The sequence below is a fragment of the Rickettsiales bacterium genome, assembly GCA_041396965.1.
In the GTDB taxonomy this organism is placed as follows: Bacteria; Pseudomonadota; Alphaproteobacteria; order Rickettsiales; family SXRF01; genus SXRF01.
The window spans coordinates 2,039,533-2,054,897 of record JAWKXN010000001.1 but is presented as its reverse complement, the minus strand read 5'-3'; the positions used below and the strand labels follow the sequence as shown (position 1 = coordinate 2,054,897).

17 protein-coding genes are annotated in these 15,365 nt (G+C 41.2%); 14 read left to right on the top strand and 3 right to left on the bottom strand.

Annotation, left to right across the window (positions count from 1 at the left end):
* A partial coding sequence (locus tag R3D71_10715) for a hypothetical protein (protein MEZ5692116.1) occupies positions 1 to 600 on the top strand: 600 nt, incomplete at its 5' end.
* On the opposite strand, the gene phaC is transcribed toward R3D71_10715, so the two are convergent.
* Positions 579 to 2,375, bottom strand: a complete 1,797-nt coding sequence (phaC, locus tag R3D71_10710) for a class I poly(R)-hydroxyalkanoic acid synthase (protein MEZ5692115.1) — start codon at positions 2,373 to 2,375, stop codon at positions 579 to 581. The genes R3D71_10715 and phaC overlap by 22 nt on opposite strands.
* Positions 2,376 to 2,627: 252 nt before the next feature.
* Here phaC and R3D71_10705 point away from each other — a divergent pair, with 252 nt between their 5' ends.
* The 3 genes from R3D71_10705 to R3D71_10695 are packed head-to-tail and all read left to right on the top strand — an operon-like array spanning position 2,628 to position 6,605.
* Positions 2,628 to 4,088 (top strand): hypothetical protein, encoded by a 1,461-nt coding sequence (locus tag R3D71_10705; GenBank protein MEZ5692114.1) that lies wholly within the window; start codon positions 2,628 to 2,630, stop codon positions 4,086 to 4,088.
* 13 nt (positions 4,089 to 4,101) lie between these two features.
* Positions 4,102 to 5,316 carry an LL-diaminopimelate aminotransferase gene (locus R3D71_10700; GenBank protein MEZ5692113.1) on the top strand — a complete coding sequence of 405 codons (1,215 nt, stop codon included), beginning with the start codon at positions 4,102 to 4,104 and terminating at the stop codon, positions 5,314 to 5,316.
* Entirely contained in the window at positions 5,313 to 6,605 is a 1,293-nt protein-coding gene (locus R3D71_10695) for a homoserine dehydrogenase (GenBank protein ID MEZ5692112.1), read from the top strand. Before R3D71_10700 ends, R3D71_10695 begins: the two co-directional genes overlap by 4 nt.
* 30 nt (positions 6,606 to 6,635) lie before the next feature.
* Here R3D71_10695 and R3D71_10690 read toward each other — a convergent pair whose 3' ends face one another.
* Both R3D71_10690 and R3D71_10685 read right to left on the bottom strand, forming a co-directional pair.
* Positions 6,636 to 7,295 (bottom strand): OmpA family protein, encoded by a 660-nt coding sequence (locus R3D71_10690; protein ID MEZ5692111.1) that lies wholly within the window; start codon positions 7,293 to 7,295, stop codon positions 6,636 to 6,638.
* An 11-nt stretch (positions 7,296 to 7,306) separates the two neighbouring features.
* The gene (locus R3D71_10685) at positions 7,307 to 8,140 is read right to left on the bottom strand and encodes a MotA/TolQ/ExbB proton channel family protein (protein MEZ5692110.1); all 834 of its coding nucleotides are present in this window, start codon (positions 8,138 to 8,140) and stop codon (positions 7,307 to 7,309) included.
* Between the two features lie 120 nt (positions 8,141 to 8,260).
* Between R3D71_10685 and R3D71_10680 the strand changes: the two genes are divergently transcribed.
* The 10 genes from R3D71_10680 to R3D71_10635 all read left to right on the top strand — a co-directional run bounded on the left by R3D71_10680 (position 8,261) and on the right by R3D71_10635 (position 15,349).
* On the top strand, positions 8,261 to 9,010 hold the full coding sequence (locus R3D71_10680) for a gamma-glutamyl-gamma-aminobutyrate hydrolase family protein (GenBank protein ID MEZ5692109.1): 750 nt from the start codon (positions 8,261 to 8,263) through the stop codon (positions 9,008 to 9,010).
* Positions 9,011 to 9,073: 63 nt separating this feature from the next.
* Positions 9,074 to 9,322: a type II toxin-antitoxin system Phd/YefM family antitoxin gene (locus tag R3D71_10675; GenBank protein MEZ5692108.1), complete on the top strand. Its 249-nt coding sequence runs from the start codon at positions 9,074 to 9,076 to the stop codon at positions 9,320 to 9,322.
* A gap of 9 nt (positions 9,323 to 9,331) precedes the next feature.
* Positions 9,332 to 9,598 (top strand): Txe/YoeB family addiction module toxin, encoded by a 267-nt coding sequence (locus R3D71_10670; GenBank protein ID MEZ5692107.1) that lies wholly within the window; start codon positions 9,332 to 9,334, stop codon positions 9,596 to 9,598.
* On the top strand, positions 9,591 to 10,349 hold the full coding sequence (locus R3D71_10665) for a pseudouridine synthase (protein MEZ5692106.1): 759 nt from the start codon (positions 9,591 to 9,593) through the stop codon (positions 10,347 to 10,349). Before R3D71_10670 ends, R3D71_10665 begins: the two co-directional genes overlap by 8 nt.
* A gap of 88 nt (positions 10,350 to 10,437) precedes the next feature.
* Entirely contained in the window at positions 10,438 to 11,001 is a 564-nt protein-coding gene (gene rsmD / locus R3D71_10660) for a 16S rRNA (guanine(966)-N(2))-methyltransferase RsmD (GenBank protein ID MEZ5692105.1), read from the top strand.
* An 8-nt stretch (positions 11,002 to 11,009) separates the two neighbouring features.
* Positions 11,010 to 11,900: an alpha/beta hydrolase gene (locus R3D71_10655; protein ID MEZ5692104.1), complete on the top strand. Its 891-nt coding sequence runs from the start codon at positions 11,010 to 11,012 to the stop codon at positions 11,898 to 11,900.
* 141 nt (positions 11,901 to 12,041) lie between these two features.
* The gene (locus tag R3D71_10650; protein ID MEZ5692103.1) at positions 12,042 to 12,323 is read left to right on the top strand and encodes an STAS domain-containing protein; all 282 of its coding nucleotides are present in this window, start codon (positions 12,042 to 12,044) and stop codon (positions 12,321 to 12,323) included.
* Positions 12,324 to 12,364: 41 nt separating this feature from the next.
* Positions 12,365 to 12,730, top strand: a complete 366-nt coding sequence (locus R3D71_10645; GenBank protein ID MEZ5692102.1) for a response regulator — start codon at positions 12,365 to 12,367, stop codon at positions 12,728 to 12,730.
* On the top strand, positions 12,730 to 14,793 hold the full coding sequence (locus R3D71_10640; protein ID MEZ5692101.1) for a chemotaxis protein CheA: 2,064 nt from the start codon (positions 12,730 to 12,732) through the stop codon (positions 14,791 to 14,793). Before R3D71_10645 ends, R3D71_10640 begins: the two co-directional genes overlap by 1 nt.
* Before the next feature lie 43 nt (positions 14,794 to 14,836).
* Positions 14,837 to 15,349: a chemotaxis protein CheW gene (locus R3D71_10635; GenBank protein ID MEZ5692100.1), complete on the top strand. Its 513-nt coding sequence runs from the start codon at positions 14,837 to 14,839 to the stop codon at positions 15,347 to 15,349.
* Positions 15,350 to 15,365 lie beyond the last annotated feature (16 nt).

The following is a 15,365-nucleotide window of genomic DNA, read 5'->3' as shown; positions in this document are numbered from 1 at the left end:
CTAGATGGCATTGCTTCCACCGAGCAGATGAAAGACCGTATCAACGGCAATTTGCATCGCATTGAAAAACTGAAAGAATTGCTCAAGGATAAGGAAGAGGCACCTGTGCTGCTCCATCCGAACATGGGCAGCTATTACAAACGCGAGATTTCCAAACTCGTTCAGTCGCTGACGGAAGGCGAGAACTTACATGAAGCGGCAGACCTGATCCGTGGGCTGATTGAAAAAATCACGCTCACACCAAAAGAAAATGGTGAAGGTCTATATATCGATCTCAAAGGTGATCTGGCAGGCATCTTGGCGATTGCGGCTGGGAATAAGCCTGAAACAGCAAAACGGGCTGTTATCCAGCAGATGAAAATGATTCAGGAAGATTTGGACAACGCCGCTGGCAAGACCTTGGAAACAGGTGATTACCAGATGTCGGACTTGTTGGTTGCGGGAGCGAAATATAAACAACTTCCAGTAGAAAATCTCGGAGGAGAATATAAAAGATCCCTCGACTACGCTCGGGATGACATTGTCATTACGACTGAGCGTAAGCGAATGGAGGAATCTTTGAAAGATACTGTACAAATTTACACCATAACCTTCACATAGCTTCCCGGAGCGTCTTCTATCGGTTTCAATTTACCTTCCCCTATTACTCGGGCTGGGACTTTGTCGCCAGAGAATTGCTGTTGCCATTTATTCCAGTCCGACCACCACGAACCTTCTTCTTGCTGTGCTGAATTCAACCATTCATCAGGAGAATTTGGCAATTTTTTATTAGTCCAATAGCAATATTTTTTCTTTGTGGGATGGTTAATGACTCCGGCTATATGGCCAGAAGCGGCAAGTACAAAACGAATATCACCAGAAAATATTTGAGTAGCGGCGTAAGTTGATTGCCATGGTGCTATATGATCTTCACGAGTTGACAACATATAAGCAGGAGTTTTTACCGTACGTAGGTCTATCGGCTCGCCGCCTATGGTAAGCGCGTTTGGTTTAAGCAACATATTCTTTTGATACATATTGCGTAGATAGAAACTATGCATGGTCGCTGGCATTCTAGTTGAGTCTGAGTTCCAATATAATAGATCAAACGGGAAAGGATCTTTTCCTAAAAGATAGTTATTTACAACGAAAGACCAGATTAAATCATTAGCGCGTAACATGTTAAATGTCATAGCCATCTCACTGCCATCAAGGTATCCTTGCTCGGTCATTTTTGATTCCAGCAATTTTATTTGTTCTTCATCTATGAATACAGATAGTTCTCCAGCATTACTAAAATCTATCATTGTGGTTAAGTAAGTTGCGGATTTTATTTTATTTTGCTGTTTTTTCGCTTGTAACCAAGCAAGGGTTATTGAAAGAAGGGTGCCGCCTAGACAGTAAGCGACGACGTTTACTTCTTTCTCTCCGGTTGCTTGCTCAATAGCTTCTATAGCGGCAAGTGGTCCTTCTTTCATATAATCGTCAAAAGTTTTCTTTCCGAGCTTTCTGTCTGGATTAACCCATGATATTATGAATACGGTATGCCCTTGCTCAACTGCCCATTTTACATAGGAGTTTCCTTCTTGGAGGTCTAATATATAATATTTATTTATCCAAGCCGGCATGACAAGCAGAGGAGTTTTATAGACATCCTTAGTGGCTGGCTCATATTGGATTAGCTCCATGAGGTCATTGCGGAAAATAACTTTTCCTTTGGTGTTGGCGATATTTTTACCCGCTACGAAAGCGCTTCTATCGGTCATACTAACACGGAGATTTTTTTTGCTATTTTCTATGTCCTCAAGCAGGTTTTCCAAGCCATTTACTAGATTTTCCCCGTTGCTTTCTATAGTTGTTTTAAGGACTTCTGGGTTGGTCATTAAAAAATTGCTAGGGCTCATCGCGTCAACAAATTGACGTGTATAGAAATCTATCTTTTTTGCGTCGTGTTCTTCCAGTCCTTCAACGTCTTTGATTGAATTCTGTATCCAGCGTGATGAAATAAGGTAAGATTGTTTTATAAAGTCAAAAACAGTATTTTTTTCCCAAGTTTCATCCTTAAAACGCTTGTCACGGCGATCAGGGGATATTATTGGCGCTTCTTCGTTTCCCATTAAGCGTTTTGTGGTGTTCTCCCACAGCTTCATATAATCATGCCATAGGTTTATCTGTTTTTCCGCGACACTTATAGGGTCGCTCATCATGCGGGTGAAAAGTTCGCTATAGGCGTTCACGATATTGAGGGGGTCAATAGGTGTATTCGCGGCGTCCTGTGCCTGACGGGAAAGGAATTCCTGTATTATAAGTTGTGATTTTTCTGCTATTTTCGCTAGATTTTTCGCTAGTTCTGTTGGGTTATGGTTTGATGAGCCATCAGTCTTATGAGCTTGCATGAGTTTTTCCATGGTTTTTAGAGTATGTTTGTGTGTTTTTAGTATATATTTTACTGTTAATTAAAAATTATTATTCATATAGTTAATTTAATTTGAATTATTAAAAGCGTATCTGTATAAATGTTTTGCAATAATATATAGCTTGTATATAAACATTTTGTGCTTTACCCTGCAACTGGAATTAGGTTAACTAAACGTTGTACAGTGCCAAAATAAAGAAATAAGCTAAAACAAATATAAGATGAGACTGATATGTTAATAAAAAGTTTGATGAAAAATAGACGTTTTTTTGCGGTTAAGAAATTTGATTCGTATCGTGGTAAGCTTTATTTGGGGGCGTGCACAGTTCTTTTGTTAGGGGGTTGTCAGGGGGCGTCTGTTACGGAGCTTTTTTCTGATCCGCGTCCTGAACAGGTGGTGGATGGCCCAAGAAGAAGTCCGTTATTAAATCCTGAGGCGGAGAAATCGGCGGATCCTGTTGAGGATGAGGAAGTATCAGTCAAAGGAGATGATGAGCAGCAGGAGGTCGCTGAAAAGAAGGTTCTGACTCCTTATGATAGTTATGATGAGAATGGAAATGAGGTAAAATCTAGCTCAATCGGTGATGATTTAGAGGAAGTTGGAAACGATATAGGAGATTTTTTCTCTAATTTATTTGATTTTTCTTCTGATGATAAAAAAAAATCTGGGGCTGAGTTAGCGGATAATCAGCGTAAGCCTTTTCCGGGTAATCCATATCTGCCAGAGGGGGTTTCTGACGCTATTTTTTATGATGAGCAGTATGGTGAGGAAGTTTTAGAAGAAGAAATTTTGGATGAGGATATTTTCCAAGCTGGTGAAGGTAAAACGGAGTTTGTTGAGGATTCAAAAGATGATTCTGATAGGACAGTTTTAGGCAGTATAAGTGATACGTCAGCGCCATCAGCTCCGAAATTGTCTTCAGTGCCGCAAGTGCCGGATGATTTCGCAAGAATAAAAAATGAGCAGCAACAGGATTTTTCTGAGTTGGAAGATGCAAGAGATCAAGCTTTGAAAGAAAAAGAAGCTTTAGAGCGTGAAGTTGCGGGAAGTAGTCCTAGTGATGAGACTACCTCCAGCTCATCTGAAAAAGTGAGCTTACCTAGCTCAAGCTCGTCCAATCCTTTTGATGTATCTTCTGAGGTGAAGGGTAGTGTAAAAGGTGATAGGTTTATTATACTTGAGGAAGAAAATGTTGTAATAGAGCCGCAGGAAGGTTCTGATGACGAACATGGAAATGCCGCGGAAGAGGTCGTTAGTGACAAGAAAGTATACGCGCCAGTAAAACAGACCGATGATATGAACAAGAAGGAAGCGCAGCCTTTACCACTAGTTGAGGATGTTGGTGGGAAAGAACAAGAGCTTGGCTCAATCAGCGCTAAGCCGATGCCAGCGCCTCCTTTAGTTGATAATGAGTCAGAGGAATTTGTTGAGGAGGAGTTGTTGGATAACTCTACGGCGAATTCTTCCGCTAGTGACTCGCAACCTATTGCTGATAAAACAGTTAGTAATAAAACGGAAGAGTCTGCTCCAGTTGTAGAAGAAGTAGAACAAAGTAAAGATACTGATGACGTGTTTACTCCGGCTTCTGAGATTTTGGAAGATGCTTCCGCTCTTCCTTCACCGGACATTATAAAAACCATGCGTCCGTCACGTTATAAAGAGCTTAGAACGAAACATAACATCTCAAATTAGCTAAAAAAGGCATATGCAGCAGGATTTTTATCGTATTTCCCGTTTGCCTCCTTACGTGTTTGCGGAAGTGAACAAGCTGAAGGCAGCAGCTCGTGCCGCTGGGCGTGATATTATAGATTTTGGTATGGGTAACCCTGATTCTCAACCGCCGCAACATGTTATAGAAAAGCTAAGAGAAACTCTTAAAGATCCAAAGGTTCATAGATACTCGCTGTCACGGGGGATTCATGGTTTGCGTAAGGCAAAAGCGGCTTATTATAACAGGCGTTTTGGTGTGGAGGTTGATCCTGACACAGAAGTAGTTGTCACAATAGGATCTAAAGAAGGTCTTGCCAATTTGGCGTCGGCGATGGCAGCGCCGGGTGATCGTTTTGTGGTTCCTGATCCAAGCTATCCGATCCATGTTTGGGGTTTTGTAATAGCTGGAGCTGATGTTGTATCAGTACCAAATAGCACGGGAGAGGATTTTTTTAGCGCGCTTGAGGTGATATTTAATGATGGCGGGCGTAAGCCGGTCGCCCTTATTGTTAATTATCCGTGCAATCCAACTGCCAAAGTGGCTGATATTGGGTTTTTTGAGCGAGTGATTGATATTTGCAAGCATTATGGTGTTTACGTAATTTCAGATCTTGCTTATTGTGAGATATATTATGAGAATAATCCGCCACCTTCCATATTGCAGGTTAAGGGAGCTAAGGATATAGCGGTTGAATTCACATCGGTAAGTAAGACTTACTCAATGGCGGGCTGGAGAATGGGATTTGCTGTTGGCAATAAGAATCTTATTTCCGCTCTTACTAAAATAAAATCATATCTTGATTATGGGACGTTTTTACCCATACAAGTTGCCGCCGCTGCCGCTCTTAACGGTTCTCAGGATTATGTTAATGATTTAAGGGCAATGTATAAAGAAAGGCGTGACATATTAGTAGACGGGCTTAGGGAAGCTGGTTGGCAAGTTGAAGCGCCCGCAGCCTCAATGTTTGTATGGGCGAAATTACCGGATAAATATAGACATATAGGATGTTTAGAGTTTTCCAAATTATTGCTTGAGCACGCTGATGTGGCGGTGGCTCCTGGTATCGGGTTTGGTGAAGGTGGTGAGGGTTTTGTGCGCATAGCTTTGGTTGAGAATAAATATCGTATTCGTCAGGCAATTCGTAATATAAAACATTTCTTGCAAGCTAATCCTAATAAGTATGATAAAAATTTGGAGAATGTAGGGTGAGTAATAAATTGCGTATCGCTATAGCTGGGCTTGGTACGGTTGGCGCTGGTACTGTGAAGTTGTTGAATGAGCAGAAAGAACTACTTGAGAAGCGTTGTGGGCGGGCTTTAGAGGTGGTAGCTATATCATCTCGTGATAAAAATAAAGATCGTGGTTTTGATATAAGCTCTTTGCGTTGGGTCAGTAACCCTTTGGAGTTTGCCACAGATCCTGAAATTGATGTCGTAGTTGAGATGATAGGTGGATCTGAGGGAGTAGCGCGTGATTTGATTGAGTCAGCGCTTAGTAATGGTAAATCGGTGGTAACTGCGAATAAGGCGTTAGTCGCTCATCATGGATCGCGGCTTGCGAAAATCGCCGAGCACAATAACGCTATGCTAGCGTTTGAGGCGGCGGTCGCTGGTGGTACTCCGATAATTAAGACAATGCGTGATGGTTTGTCCGCTAATAGATTTTCTAGAGTTGTTGGGATACTTAACGGAACGTCAAACTATATACTCACTAACATGCGGGAAAGTGGTAGAGATTTCGCTGAAGTGTTAAAGGAAGCGCAGGAACTTGGTTATGCGGAGGCTGATCCGACTTTTGACATTGGTGGGATTGACGCCGCTCACAAAGCGGCGATTCTTACCAGCCTTGCTTATGGTTACGCGCCGTCTATGGATGATATTTACATAGAAGGAATTTCTCATATATCGCAGCGTGACATGATATTCGCTGATGAGCTTGGTTATGTAATTAAGTTGTTGGGAATTTCAATTAATACCAGCGAGGGCGTGCGTCAGAGAGTGCATCCATGTATGATAGCGAAGGATTCTATGCTCGCTTCGGTACGTGGCGCTTATAACGCTATATTAGTAGATGGTGATTTTGTCGGGCAAATATTTTTAGAAGGAAAAGGCGCTGGCGCGGAGTCTACGGCTTCAGCGGTGGTCGCTGATATTATTGATATTGCGCGTGGAGTTAGCTATAAGCCTTTTATTTTGCCGTATGACAAACTTGAATCCGGTAACTTTGTCGGTATTGATACATTGCGTGGTTCTTATTATTTGCGCCTAGAGGTAAATGATAAGATAGGGGTGCTCGCTGATATAACTAGTATTTTTGAAAAGCATGAAATATCACTACGCTCATTCATACAGCATTCACATGAGGATGATGAGCCGGTGCAGCTTGTTCTTACTACTCACGAGACTATGGAATCCTCTATGATAAAAGCTATTAGTGATATAGAAGCTCTTGAGTCAGTGCTCACTAAGCCAAATATGATTCGTATAGCGGAGTTTTGATAGTGACTTGTGAATTCTTACCGCAAGTTACTACAATCTTTCCAGTTTGATGAGCATCCGCTCATTTTTTTCTTGATTTTGCGGTATCGGATTGCCGTTTATGTCCTTATTATTTACTTTCGGTTTAGTATCGGCAAGGCCTACGGCTCTTATTGTTTTTGGTTCTATACCGTTTTCAATAAAAAAACGTACTAGCCGTGCCGCGCGCGCGCCAGAAAGCTCCCAGTTAGTAGCGTATAGACCACTTTTTGGCTGTTCGTTACTAGTATGACCTTCTATTATTATATTGTAATTGATGAAATCCACTGATTTTAGTGATTTTACGATTTCCTCAAGTAGAGGGATTTTGCTTTCTTCTATATCAGCGGTTGATGGTTTGAAGAAGGCGGAGTTTGATATTTCCATTTCCACCGTTTTATCGCTATTTTCTACACTTATGTCACGGAATGATTGGTTCTTTTCTATTATTCCTTGTATGGATTTTATTACTCCATCAAATGGGGTCGCAATCTCAACAGTGCCAAATTTTCCGCCCATGCCGCTGCTTAACATTGATATACGTTCTTTCTTTGGTTCGGAAACTGAGACAAATATAACAAAAAATGACATTAATAGAGTGACCATATCGGCGTAACTCATCAGCCATGAATCAACATTCTCTTCTTCTAGTTTTTTCTTCGGAGGTATCATTTTAATCTACCTTATTTACTATCCGATTTTTTGCCGCTTAAATAATCATCAAGATTAAAATGTTTTTCAGGATCAAGGAAACTATTCAGCTTATCCTGCATGAAGCGTGGATTTTGTTTCTCGGCAAGTAGTACCAAACCTTCGGTCATCATATAGTTACGGAAGCGCATTACCTCTTCTTTTTGCATGAGTTTATCAGCGGCGGGCAGGCATAAAAGCCTAGCTACTATAATACCATATAATGTGGCAAGAAGAGCTACCGATAGGCCGAGTCCGATACGGGTCATGTCGCCTTGAATATTTTGCAGCATTATTACCATACCTACCAATGTTCCGACCATTCCAAAAGCAGGAGCGGTGGATGCCATATTTTTAAGCACAATTACCGGTGATATGCTGCGCTCAAACTCTGATTCCACTATTGTATTCATCATCTGCCTTATTTGATCGGGAGTATAGCCAGTGATTACGAGGTCAATGCCATAGCGCAATAAAGGTTCTTTTATTTTGTTTCCAAGCTCTCCTTCCAGTCCGGCGAAACCTTTGGATTGCACTAAATACGCCCATTTTATTAGCAGCATTATCTCTGAGTTAAGACCTTCACGAGTGGCTTTAGGTTTTTTTATCATGTGCCATATTGCCTGAAAGGCTAGGATTACGGAGTTTGCGTGATAGCTCATAAAGGCATTCGCTATGGTGCCACCAACTACGATTAAGAAACCTTCGGTGCTTAGAAAAGATAAATAATTGTCAGTACCGTGTATTATCGCGCCGATAATCAGCGCAAAGCCGAAAAAAGTGCCAGCTAAAGTGGCAAGTGACATAGTTTTTACGACTTTTTTCATAAAATGATTATATAAAATAAGTATAAAGTTAAAATTCAGGACAAAAATCTGGTTTTACTTGTACATGAAAACATGTATGGGTTAATAAACCGCCAAGAAAAGCTTAAGAAATGGTATGTTATGAGTAAAAACAAAGACTTTCCTAGAAAAGAACGAGTTCTAAAAATCGGAATTACGCTGGATTATGAGGAAAAACCCACATACTCAAAGAAGCCTTGGTACGCTATTCGGGAGAATTATTGCACAGCGGTTAGTGATTTAGGCGCTCTCGCTCTACCATTGCCACATGATGTTGATAAGGTTGAGCAATATCTGGAGCTTATTGATGGACTTATTATAACTGGTGGGGCGTTTGACGTATCTCCTGAGCTTTACGGACAAAGTAATGTGCATGACACGGTAGTTACTAAGGATAACCGGACGAAATTTGAGTTCGCTATAACCAGAGGGGCGATTGAGCGGAAAATGCCAGTTCTGGGCATTTGTGGTGGTGAGCAGCTACTAAATGTGGTGCTAGGCGGCACACTGATTCAGCATATACCCGACAGCGTGAAAGGAGCTTTAGAGCATGAACAGAAAAATCCTCGTGATGAGGCTGGACATATTATCAAGATAACAAAAAATACCCTGCTTGCAAGAATCGCCGGAAAAGATACGATGAATGTAAATACCGCCCATCATCAGGCGGTTGATAAGGTGGCACCGTCTCTTATTGTAAATTCCGTAAGCTCTGATGGAGTAATAGAAGGGGTGGAGATGCCAGAACATCCTTTCTGTCTTGGTGTGCAGTGGCACCCAGAATATCATGTGGATGATGCTGATAAGCGGATATTTGAGGCATTTTTAGAGGCTTGTGGGAGTTATAATTGACAAATGTACGTTTTTATGTACAATTATTTGTGAAAGCTATAGAGTTCAAGCTATGAGGTTCTTATGAATACTATAAGCGTAAGTGAGGCGAGGGCTAATATATTCCGCTTGATGGATGAGGTGGCGCAAACCCACCAGCCGATCACCATTACCGGCAAGAGGAGCAATGCTGTCTTAATTTCTCAGGAGGACTGGCAGGCGATACAGGAGACTATCTATCTATCGTCAATTCCTAAAATGGCGGAGTCTATAGTTGAAGGCATGAAAACACCGCTTGATGAGTGTGTTGAGTCAGGTCAGTTGAAATGGTAAATAGCATCAATGGCAAAATGGAAGATCGTGTATACTAAGCAGGCACAGAAAGATGCTAGAAAGTCTGCTTCAGCCGGAATGAAAGAGAAAATTCAGACATTACTTTCTTTGATCGAGAAAAATCCGTTTATTAACCCACCACCCTATGAAAAATTATTAGGCGATTTGTTGGGAGCTTATTCGCGTCGTATTAATATACAGCACAGGTTAGTTTATCAGGTTCTTGAGCAGGAAAGAATTATAAAAATTCTAAGAATGTGGACGCATTATGAGTAAAATATTAGATAATGAGAGCCTAGCTACTGATAAGACAAGTGAGCGTCTTGCCAAGCGAATCGCGCGCGCGGGTTTGTGTTCACGGCGGGAGGCGGAAAAATTGATTGAAGAAGGTAAGGTAAAAGTAAATGGTAACAAAATAGTTACACCTGCCTTTAACGTTACCGATGATGATAAGGTAGTGGTTGGCGGAAAGCCACTGCGAGAAAAGGAGACCGCGCGGCTATGGCTTTACCATAAACCAGTGGGGCTTGTTACTAGCCATAAAGATGAAAAGGGAAGAGGGACGGTTTTTGAAGCTCTTCCTAAGGAAATGCCTAGAGTAATATCAGTAGGTAGGCTGGATATGAATTCGGAAGGGCTATTATTGCTTACCAATGATGGCGGATTGGCACGTAAATTGGAACTGCCATCAACTGGTTGGATAAGGCGCTATCGGGTGCGGGTTTATGGTAAAATTACTGATAGAATGATTTCTGAAATGAAGCGAGGTGTAACGGTTGATGGTATTCACTATGGTAGTGTGGAAGCGGTGGTTGACAGTAGCAAAGGCGGAAATAGCTGGCTTACGGTTAGTCTTAAAGAGGGAAAGAATAGAGAGGTGAGAAAAATATTTGAGCATTTTGGTTGTAACGTAAACCGTCTTCTTAGGCTTTCATATGGTTCGTTTCAGCTTGGTAGTCTAAAAAAAGGTGAGGTAAAGGAAGTTACGCAAAAAGTTATGAAATCATTTTTGGGTAAATATTTATAAAACCACTCCTCCTAATCCCTCCCGCAAGGGGAGAGGGTTAAGATGGTTTCGTGAGGATGGTTGTGACAAATATCTGGAGTAAATATCTATGAGAATAATTTCCGGTAAATATAAAGGCAGAAAAATAGAATTGCTTAAAGAAGCGGAAAAGCGTATACGCCCAACCTCTGATTTTGCTAGAGAAGCGATATTTAATATACTGACTCATGGCGATATAGGTAAGAAATATAGCTTTGTTGGCAAAAATGTGCTGGATATGTTTTGTGGGACAGGAGCGTTTGGAATTGAGGCTTTATCGCGTGGCGCGGGTGAAGTGACTTTTGTTGATGAGTCGCGAGAGGCGATAAATAACGCGCGTCATAATGTGAAGTTAATAGGTGAGCTGGAAAACGTGGATTTTGTGCAGGCAAGCGCGGAAAGAATCGGGCAAGCGAGAAATTCTTATTCACTGATTTTTTTAGACCCACCATATTTTAAGAACATGATTCCGCAGGCGCTTATGGCACTTTATAATGGTGGCTGGGTGTCGGATAATAGCTTGCTGGTAATTGAACGAGATGATAAGGAAAAAGTAAAAATTCCTGATATTTTTGAGGTGCTTGATAAGCGAAAATATGGCAGGGCAGCAGTTGAGTTGTTAAAACTGGTATAGGTTCATATATGTCATTATCTCGTGGCTTATTGAGTTCTTTGGTGATTATTCTAGTAGTTATTTGTACGTTACTTTTGACAATATCTGGCGTGTGGGCAGAGGAGATAGATTTTGAATCCGGTGGAATTAAAAGAAATTTTATCTTAGAATATGACAAGGAAAAGCTAAAAAACCCCGCTCCGTTAGTTATGATTTTTCACGGAGGCGGCGGCAACTCATCATGGATGAAAAGACATTCTAAAAAGTTAACCAAACTACTAAAGAAGTCTGGCTACATGGTAGCGTTTATGAATGGCACTGGTCGTTTCAAGCTTATAAACAGCAATGTGTGGAACGCCAGATATTGCTGTGGGGTAGCGGCAAAAAACAATGTTGACGATGTGGCTTACATTGATAAAGCAATAGATATTATAGCCAGTAAATATTCTATAGATACGGGTTCTATATTCCTTATTGGTCATTCTAACGGTGGAATGCTCGCTTATCGGGCGGCGGCTACTATGCGCCATAGAGTAAAGGCGGTGGTCGTGGTAAGTACCGCTATTTTTTCTGACCAGCCACGTCCTAAGCGACCATTTTCTCTTTTTATGATACATGCTAAGGATGATGAGATTTTACCTTATAATGGTGGGATGAGTACCAATAAGAAAGCTAGGCGTACACAGACTCGTCCCTATATGGCGTTTGAGGATGCGGTTAGTTTATGGTCTGATTATCTGTGCTGTGGGAAAGAAAATAGCTTGAGATTAAGTGGTATAGGAATTGCCGGTAATTATGATTGCTCGGGTGGAAATAGGTTGCAGGTGTTATATTTAGAAAAAGGCGGACATAAATGGAATAAGGAGATAGACGGGTTTTCTATCTCTCAAGTCATAGCTAGCTTCATAGCAAGGAAGTAAAATTTTTTAGTAGCGGCAAATTGTATAATTAATAATTGTCCTCATTTGGAACGAAGTGTGATTTATTGTTGCAACTTTTAATAGTTTATATAATTAATACTTCAAATATTAATTGTGTAATACCGTTGTGACAATCCGCCTATGAGTAATGTATCACCCTTCACCCTACCAGAAATAATAGATACCGCAAGTTCGGAAGAGCTTTTGTCCCAGTTTCGTGAATTATTCGCCGCTGGCAACAGCATTTCTGTGGATGCCTCAAAGAATGAATCAATAACTACGGCAGGCTTGCAACTTTTGGTTAGCCTTGAAAAGAGCTTGGTAGATGTAGGGAGGAACTTACGTATTGAGGGAGCGACGGATAATTTTACTCAGGTCGCGAAAAATATGGGGCTAGAGGGATTGTTGGTTGGAAAAGAATGATATGGAGCGGAATATAAAGGCTAATTGAGGGAGATATATTTATGCCTAAGAAAGTATTAGCGGTGGATGATTCTAAGAGTATGCGTGAGATGGTCTCATTTACTCTTAAAAGCGCTGGTTATGACGTGGTTGAGGCCGAAGATGGTAAGGCGGCTTTATCGGCGATTTCAGGTAATAAGGTTGACGCGGTAATAACTGATCTTAACATGCCGAATATGAATGGGTTTGAGTTGATACGCTCACTACGCGCCAATCCTGATTATAAATTTACCCCGATACTTATGCTAACCACTGAAGGTGATGACGCGAAAAAAGAGGAAGGTAAGGCATCTGGCGCTACCGGCTGGATAGTAAAGCCATTTAATCCTGAGAAGCTAGTCGCGGTTGTAAAGAAGGTGTGTCCCTGATGGTTTCACTAGATCAATTCAAGCAGACGTATATATCTGAATGTTTTGAGTTGCTCTCTGATATGGAGTCACTGTTGCTTGAGCTTGATGTTGACGCTGTGGATATGGAACAACTAAACGCTATTTTCCGTTGCGCGCATTCTATTAAAGGTGGAGCTGGGGCTTTTGGTCTTAACGCGATAATGGATTTTACCCATGTTCTGGAAGCTTTGCTTGATTCTATGCGTGAGGGGAAAGTTAAGCCATCACGTGAGGCTGTTGATACGCTGCTCAAATCAGTTGATGTGGTAACACAAATGGTGCAGGCGGCGAACGAGAATGTTGAGCCACCGGAAGGTCTTGGTGGGGATATTCTAGAAAAACTAAAAAACTTCTCGGGTAGTTTTGATTCTAATAAAAATCATGTGAAGAATATTTTTGATGGCAGTGAAGCCGGATTGTTTGATGATAATTTTCCTTCCTTATCCACAGAAGAATCAAGTAGTGGTAGCGCTAATGTTAAAGGTGGTAAGAAAAGCTGGCTTATAGATTTTTCACCGCACGAGACATTACTTGCCACTGGTAACGAGCCTTTGCTTATTCTTCGTCAGCTAGCGGCGCTTGGTGATACTGAAATAACCGCTTTTACGCAAAGAGTGCCGACTTTAGATGAGATTAATCCACAATGTTGTTACATTGGTTGGTCTGTGCTGCTGACCGGTGATTGTGTTGAAATTGATATAAGAGAGGTTTTTGAGTTCGTTAGTGAGCATTGTGATTTGAAAATTACTTTCCGTCCTGATGAGCCGGTTGAAGAGCTTCCGGAAATGAAGATTAACAATATAAAGCTTGTTCCAGCGGAAGATACTCCGGCAAGAGGAAAAACATCATCGGTAAGGGTGGATCTGGAGAAGATAGATAGGTTGGTTAATATGGTTGGTGAGCTTGTAATTACTGAAGCGATGCTGAGTTCGCAGAGTAGGGGATTACAAGATGGACAGTTTTCTGATTTGATTAGAGGTATTTCTGAGTTATCGCAGCATACTAGAGAATTGCAAGAGGCGGTTATGTCAGTACGGATGCAGCCGGTAAAGTCCATTTTTTCCCGCATGCCAAGAATTGTGCGCGATATATCCTCACAGCTTGGAAAAGACATTGAGTTGGTGATGTCTGGCGAGAATACTGAGGTTGATAAAACCGTCATTGAGCAGTTAGGAGATCCGCTTACTCATATGATCCGTAACTCAGTAGATCACGGTATTGAGAGACCTGAGGACAGGGTAAAGGCGGGAAAGCCGGAGCGTGGTACTATCAATTTATCAGCGGAGCATCGTGGAGGTAAGATAATAATTGAGATAAAAGATGATGGCGCTGGTGTGAATCGTCCGAAGGTTTTAGCAAAAGCCAAAGAAAAAGGGCTTATTCCAGTAGATGCCAATCTTAGTGACGATGAATGTGATAATCTAATTTTTCTGCCGGGTTTCTCAACCGCTGATACCGTCTCCAATATTTCAGGCAGAGGTGTTGGCATGGATGTGGTCAGGCGGAACATAGAAAATCTTGGTGGTAGTGTGCGGGTTTCTACCAATCCTAGTAAGGGTTCGGTGTTTACGGTTTTGCTGCCGCTTACGCTTGCGATACTTGATGGTATGATAGTTCGTGTCGGTAGTGAGAATTATATAATTCCAATCATTAATATAATAGAGACTTTAAGACCTAAATCAGAGAATGTGAAGCGGGTAGAAGGTCATGATGATGTAATTAACGTACGTGGCGATTTTATTCCGATCGTGTATCTGCATAAATTTTTTAACATTAATAACGCTACCGCTGATAAAGGTAAATTTTTGGTGGTTTTAGTAGAAATCGGCAATCAAAAAATGGGATTGGTGGTTGATGAGCTGATAGGTCAACAGCAGGTGGTTATTAAAAGCTTGGAGACTAACTATGATAATGTAGCGGGTATTTCAGGAGCTACTATCTTAGGTGATGGTCGTGTCTCTCTTATATTGGATATAGCGAGCTTGAATAATAAAACCTCAAATAATGTAAGTTATAAGAGTGGCGATTTGGAAGCCGCGTAGCCGTAAGTATAATTAAAATTTTTAAGTGAAGAAGAGGGAAAATATGACTGGGAATTCTGAAGGTAATCAGGAACTAGAAAATAAGGTCAGTGCGGTGAAAGGAAATTTTCAGCAATTTCTTACCTTTACGGTGGGGGATGAGGAATATGGCGTTGATATAATGACTGTGCTGGAAATTAAGGGATGGACACCGACAACCCGTCTTCCTAACTCTCAGGATTATATGCGTGGAGTGATGAATTTGAGGGGAGCTATTATCCCAATATTTGATCTTAGGACAAGATTTCATCAAGGAGAAACGGAGGTTACACCAAAGCATGTGGTTATAGTGCTTGCTATAGAAAGTCGTAACATTGGCATTTTGGTTGATACGGTATCTGATATTTTGGATGTTGATACACAGCAGATAAAGCCAGCTCCATCAGGTGATAGTCACATGGATTCAGATTACATAAATGGTCTAATTTCGTTGGATAACAGAATGGTTGTCTTGCTTGATGTTGAGCATTTATTTGATGGTGAGCAGATAGAGCATATTCTTGAGAAAGTAGCTTAGATTTTATTATTAAATG

Bases quoted from the DNA above. Each gene is read 5' to 3' on its own strand.
- R3D71_10670 (MEZ5692107.1), top strand. From the start codon at position 9,332: ATGGCAAAATGGAAGATCGTGTATACTAAGCAGGCACAGAAAGATGCT.
- phaC (MEZ5692115.1), bottom strand. From the start codon at position 2,375: ATGCAAGCTCATAAGACTGATGGCTCATCAAACCATAACCCAACAGAA.
- R3D71_10640 (MEZ5692101.1), top strand. From the start codon at position 12,730: ATGGTTTCACTAGATCAATTCAAGCAGACGTATATATCTGAATGTTTT.
- rsmD (MEZ5692105.1), top strand. From the start codon at position 10,438: ATGAGAATAATTTCCGGTAAATATAAAGGCAGAAAAATAGAATTGCTT.
- R3D71_10690 (MEZ5692111.1), bottom strand. From the start codon at position 7,295: ATGATACCTCCGAAGAAAAAACTAGAAGAAGAGAATGTTGATTCATGG.
- R3D71_10650 (MEZ5692103.1), top strand. From the start codon at position 12,042: ATGAGTAATGTATCACCCTTCACCCTACCAGAAATAATAGATACCGCA.
- R3D71_10680 (MEZ5692109.1), top strand. From the start codon at position 8,261: ATGAGTAAAAACAAAGACTTTCCTAGAAAAGAACGAGTTCTAAAAATC.
- R3D71_10635 (MEZ5692100.1), top strand. From the start codon at position 14,837: ATGACTGGGAATTCTGAAGGTAATCAGGAACTAGAAAATAAGGTCAGT.
- R3D71_10705 (MEZ5692114.1), top strand. From the start codon at position 2,628: ATGTTAATAAAAAGTTTGATGAAAAATAGACGTTTTTTTGCGGTTAAG.
- R3D71_10685 (MEZ5692110.1), bottom strand. From the start codon at position 8,140: ATGAAAAAAGTCGTAAAAACTATGTCACTTGCCACTTTAGCTGGCACT.
- R3D71_10675 (MEZ5692108.1), top strand. From the start codon at position 9,074: ATGAATACTATAAGCGTAAGTGAGGCGAGGGCTAATATATTCCGCTTG.
- R3D71_10665 (MEZ5692106.1), top strand. From the start codon at position 9,591: ATGAGTAAAATATTAGATAATGAGAGCCTAGCTACTGATAAGACAAGT.
- R3D71_10655 (MEZ5692104.1), top strand. From the start codon at position 11,010: ATGTCATTATCTCGTGGCTTATTGAGTTCTTTGGTGATTATTCTAGTA.
- R3D71_10700 (MEZ5692113.1), top strand. From the start codon at position 4,102: ATGCAGCAGGATTTTTATCGTATTTCCCGTTTGCCTCCTTACGTGTTT.
- R3D71_10645 (MEZ5692102.1), top strand. From the start codon at position 12,365: ATGCCTAAGAAAGTATTAGCGGTGGATGATTCTAAGAGTATGCGTGAG.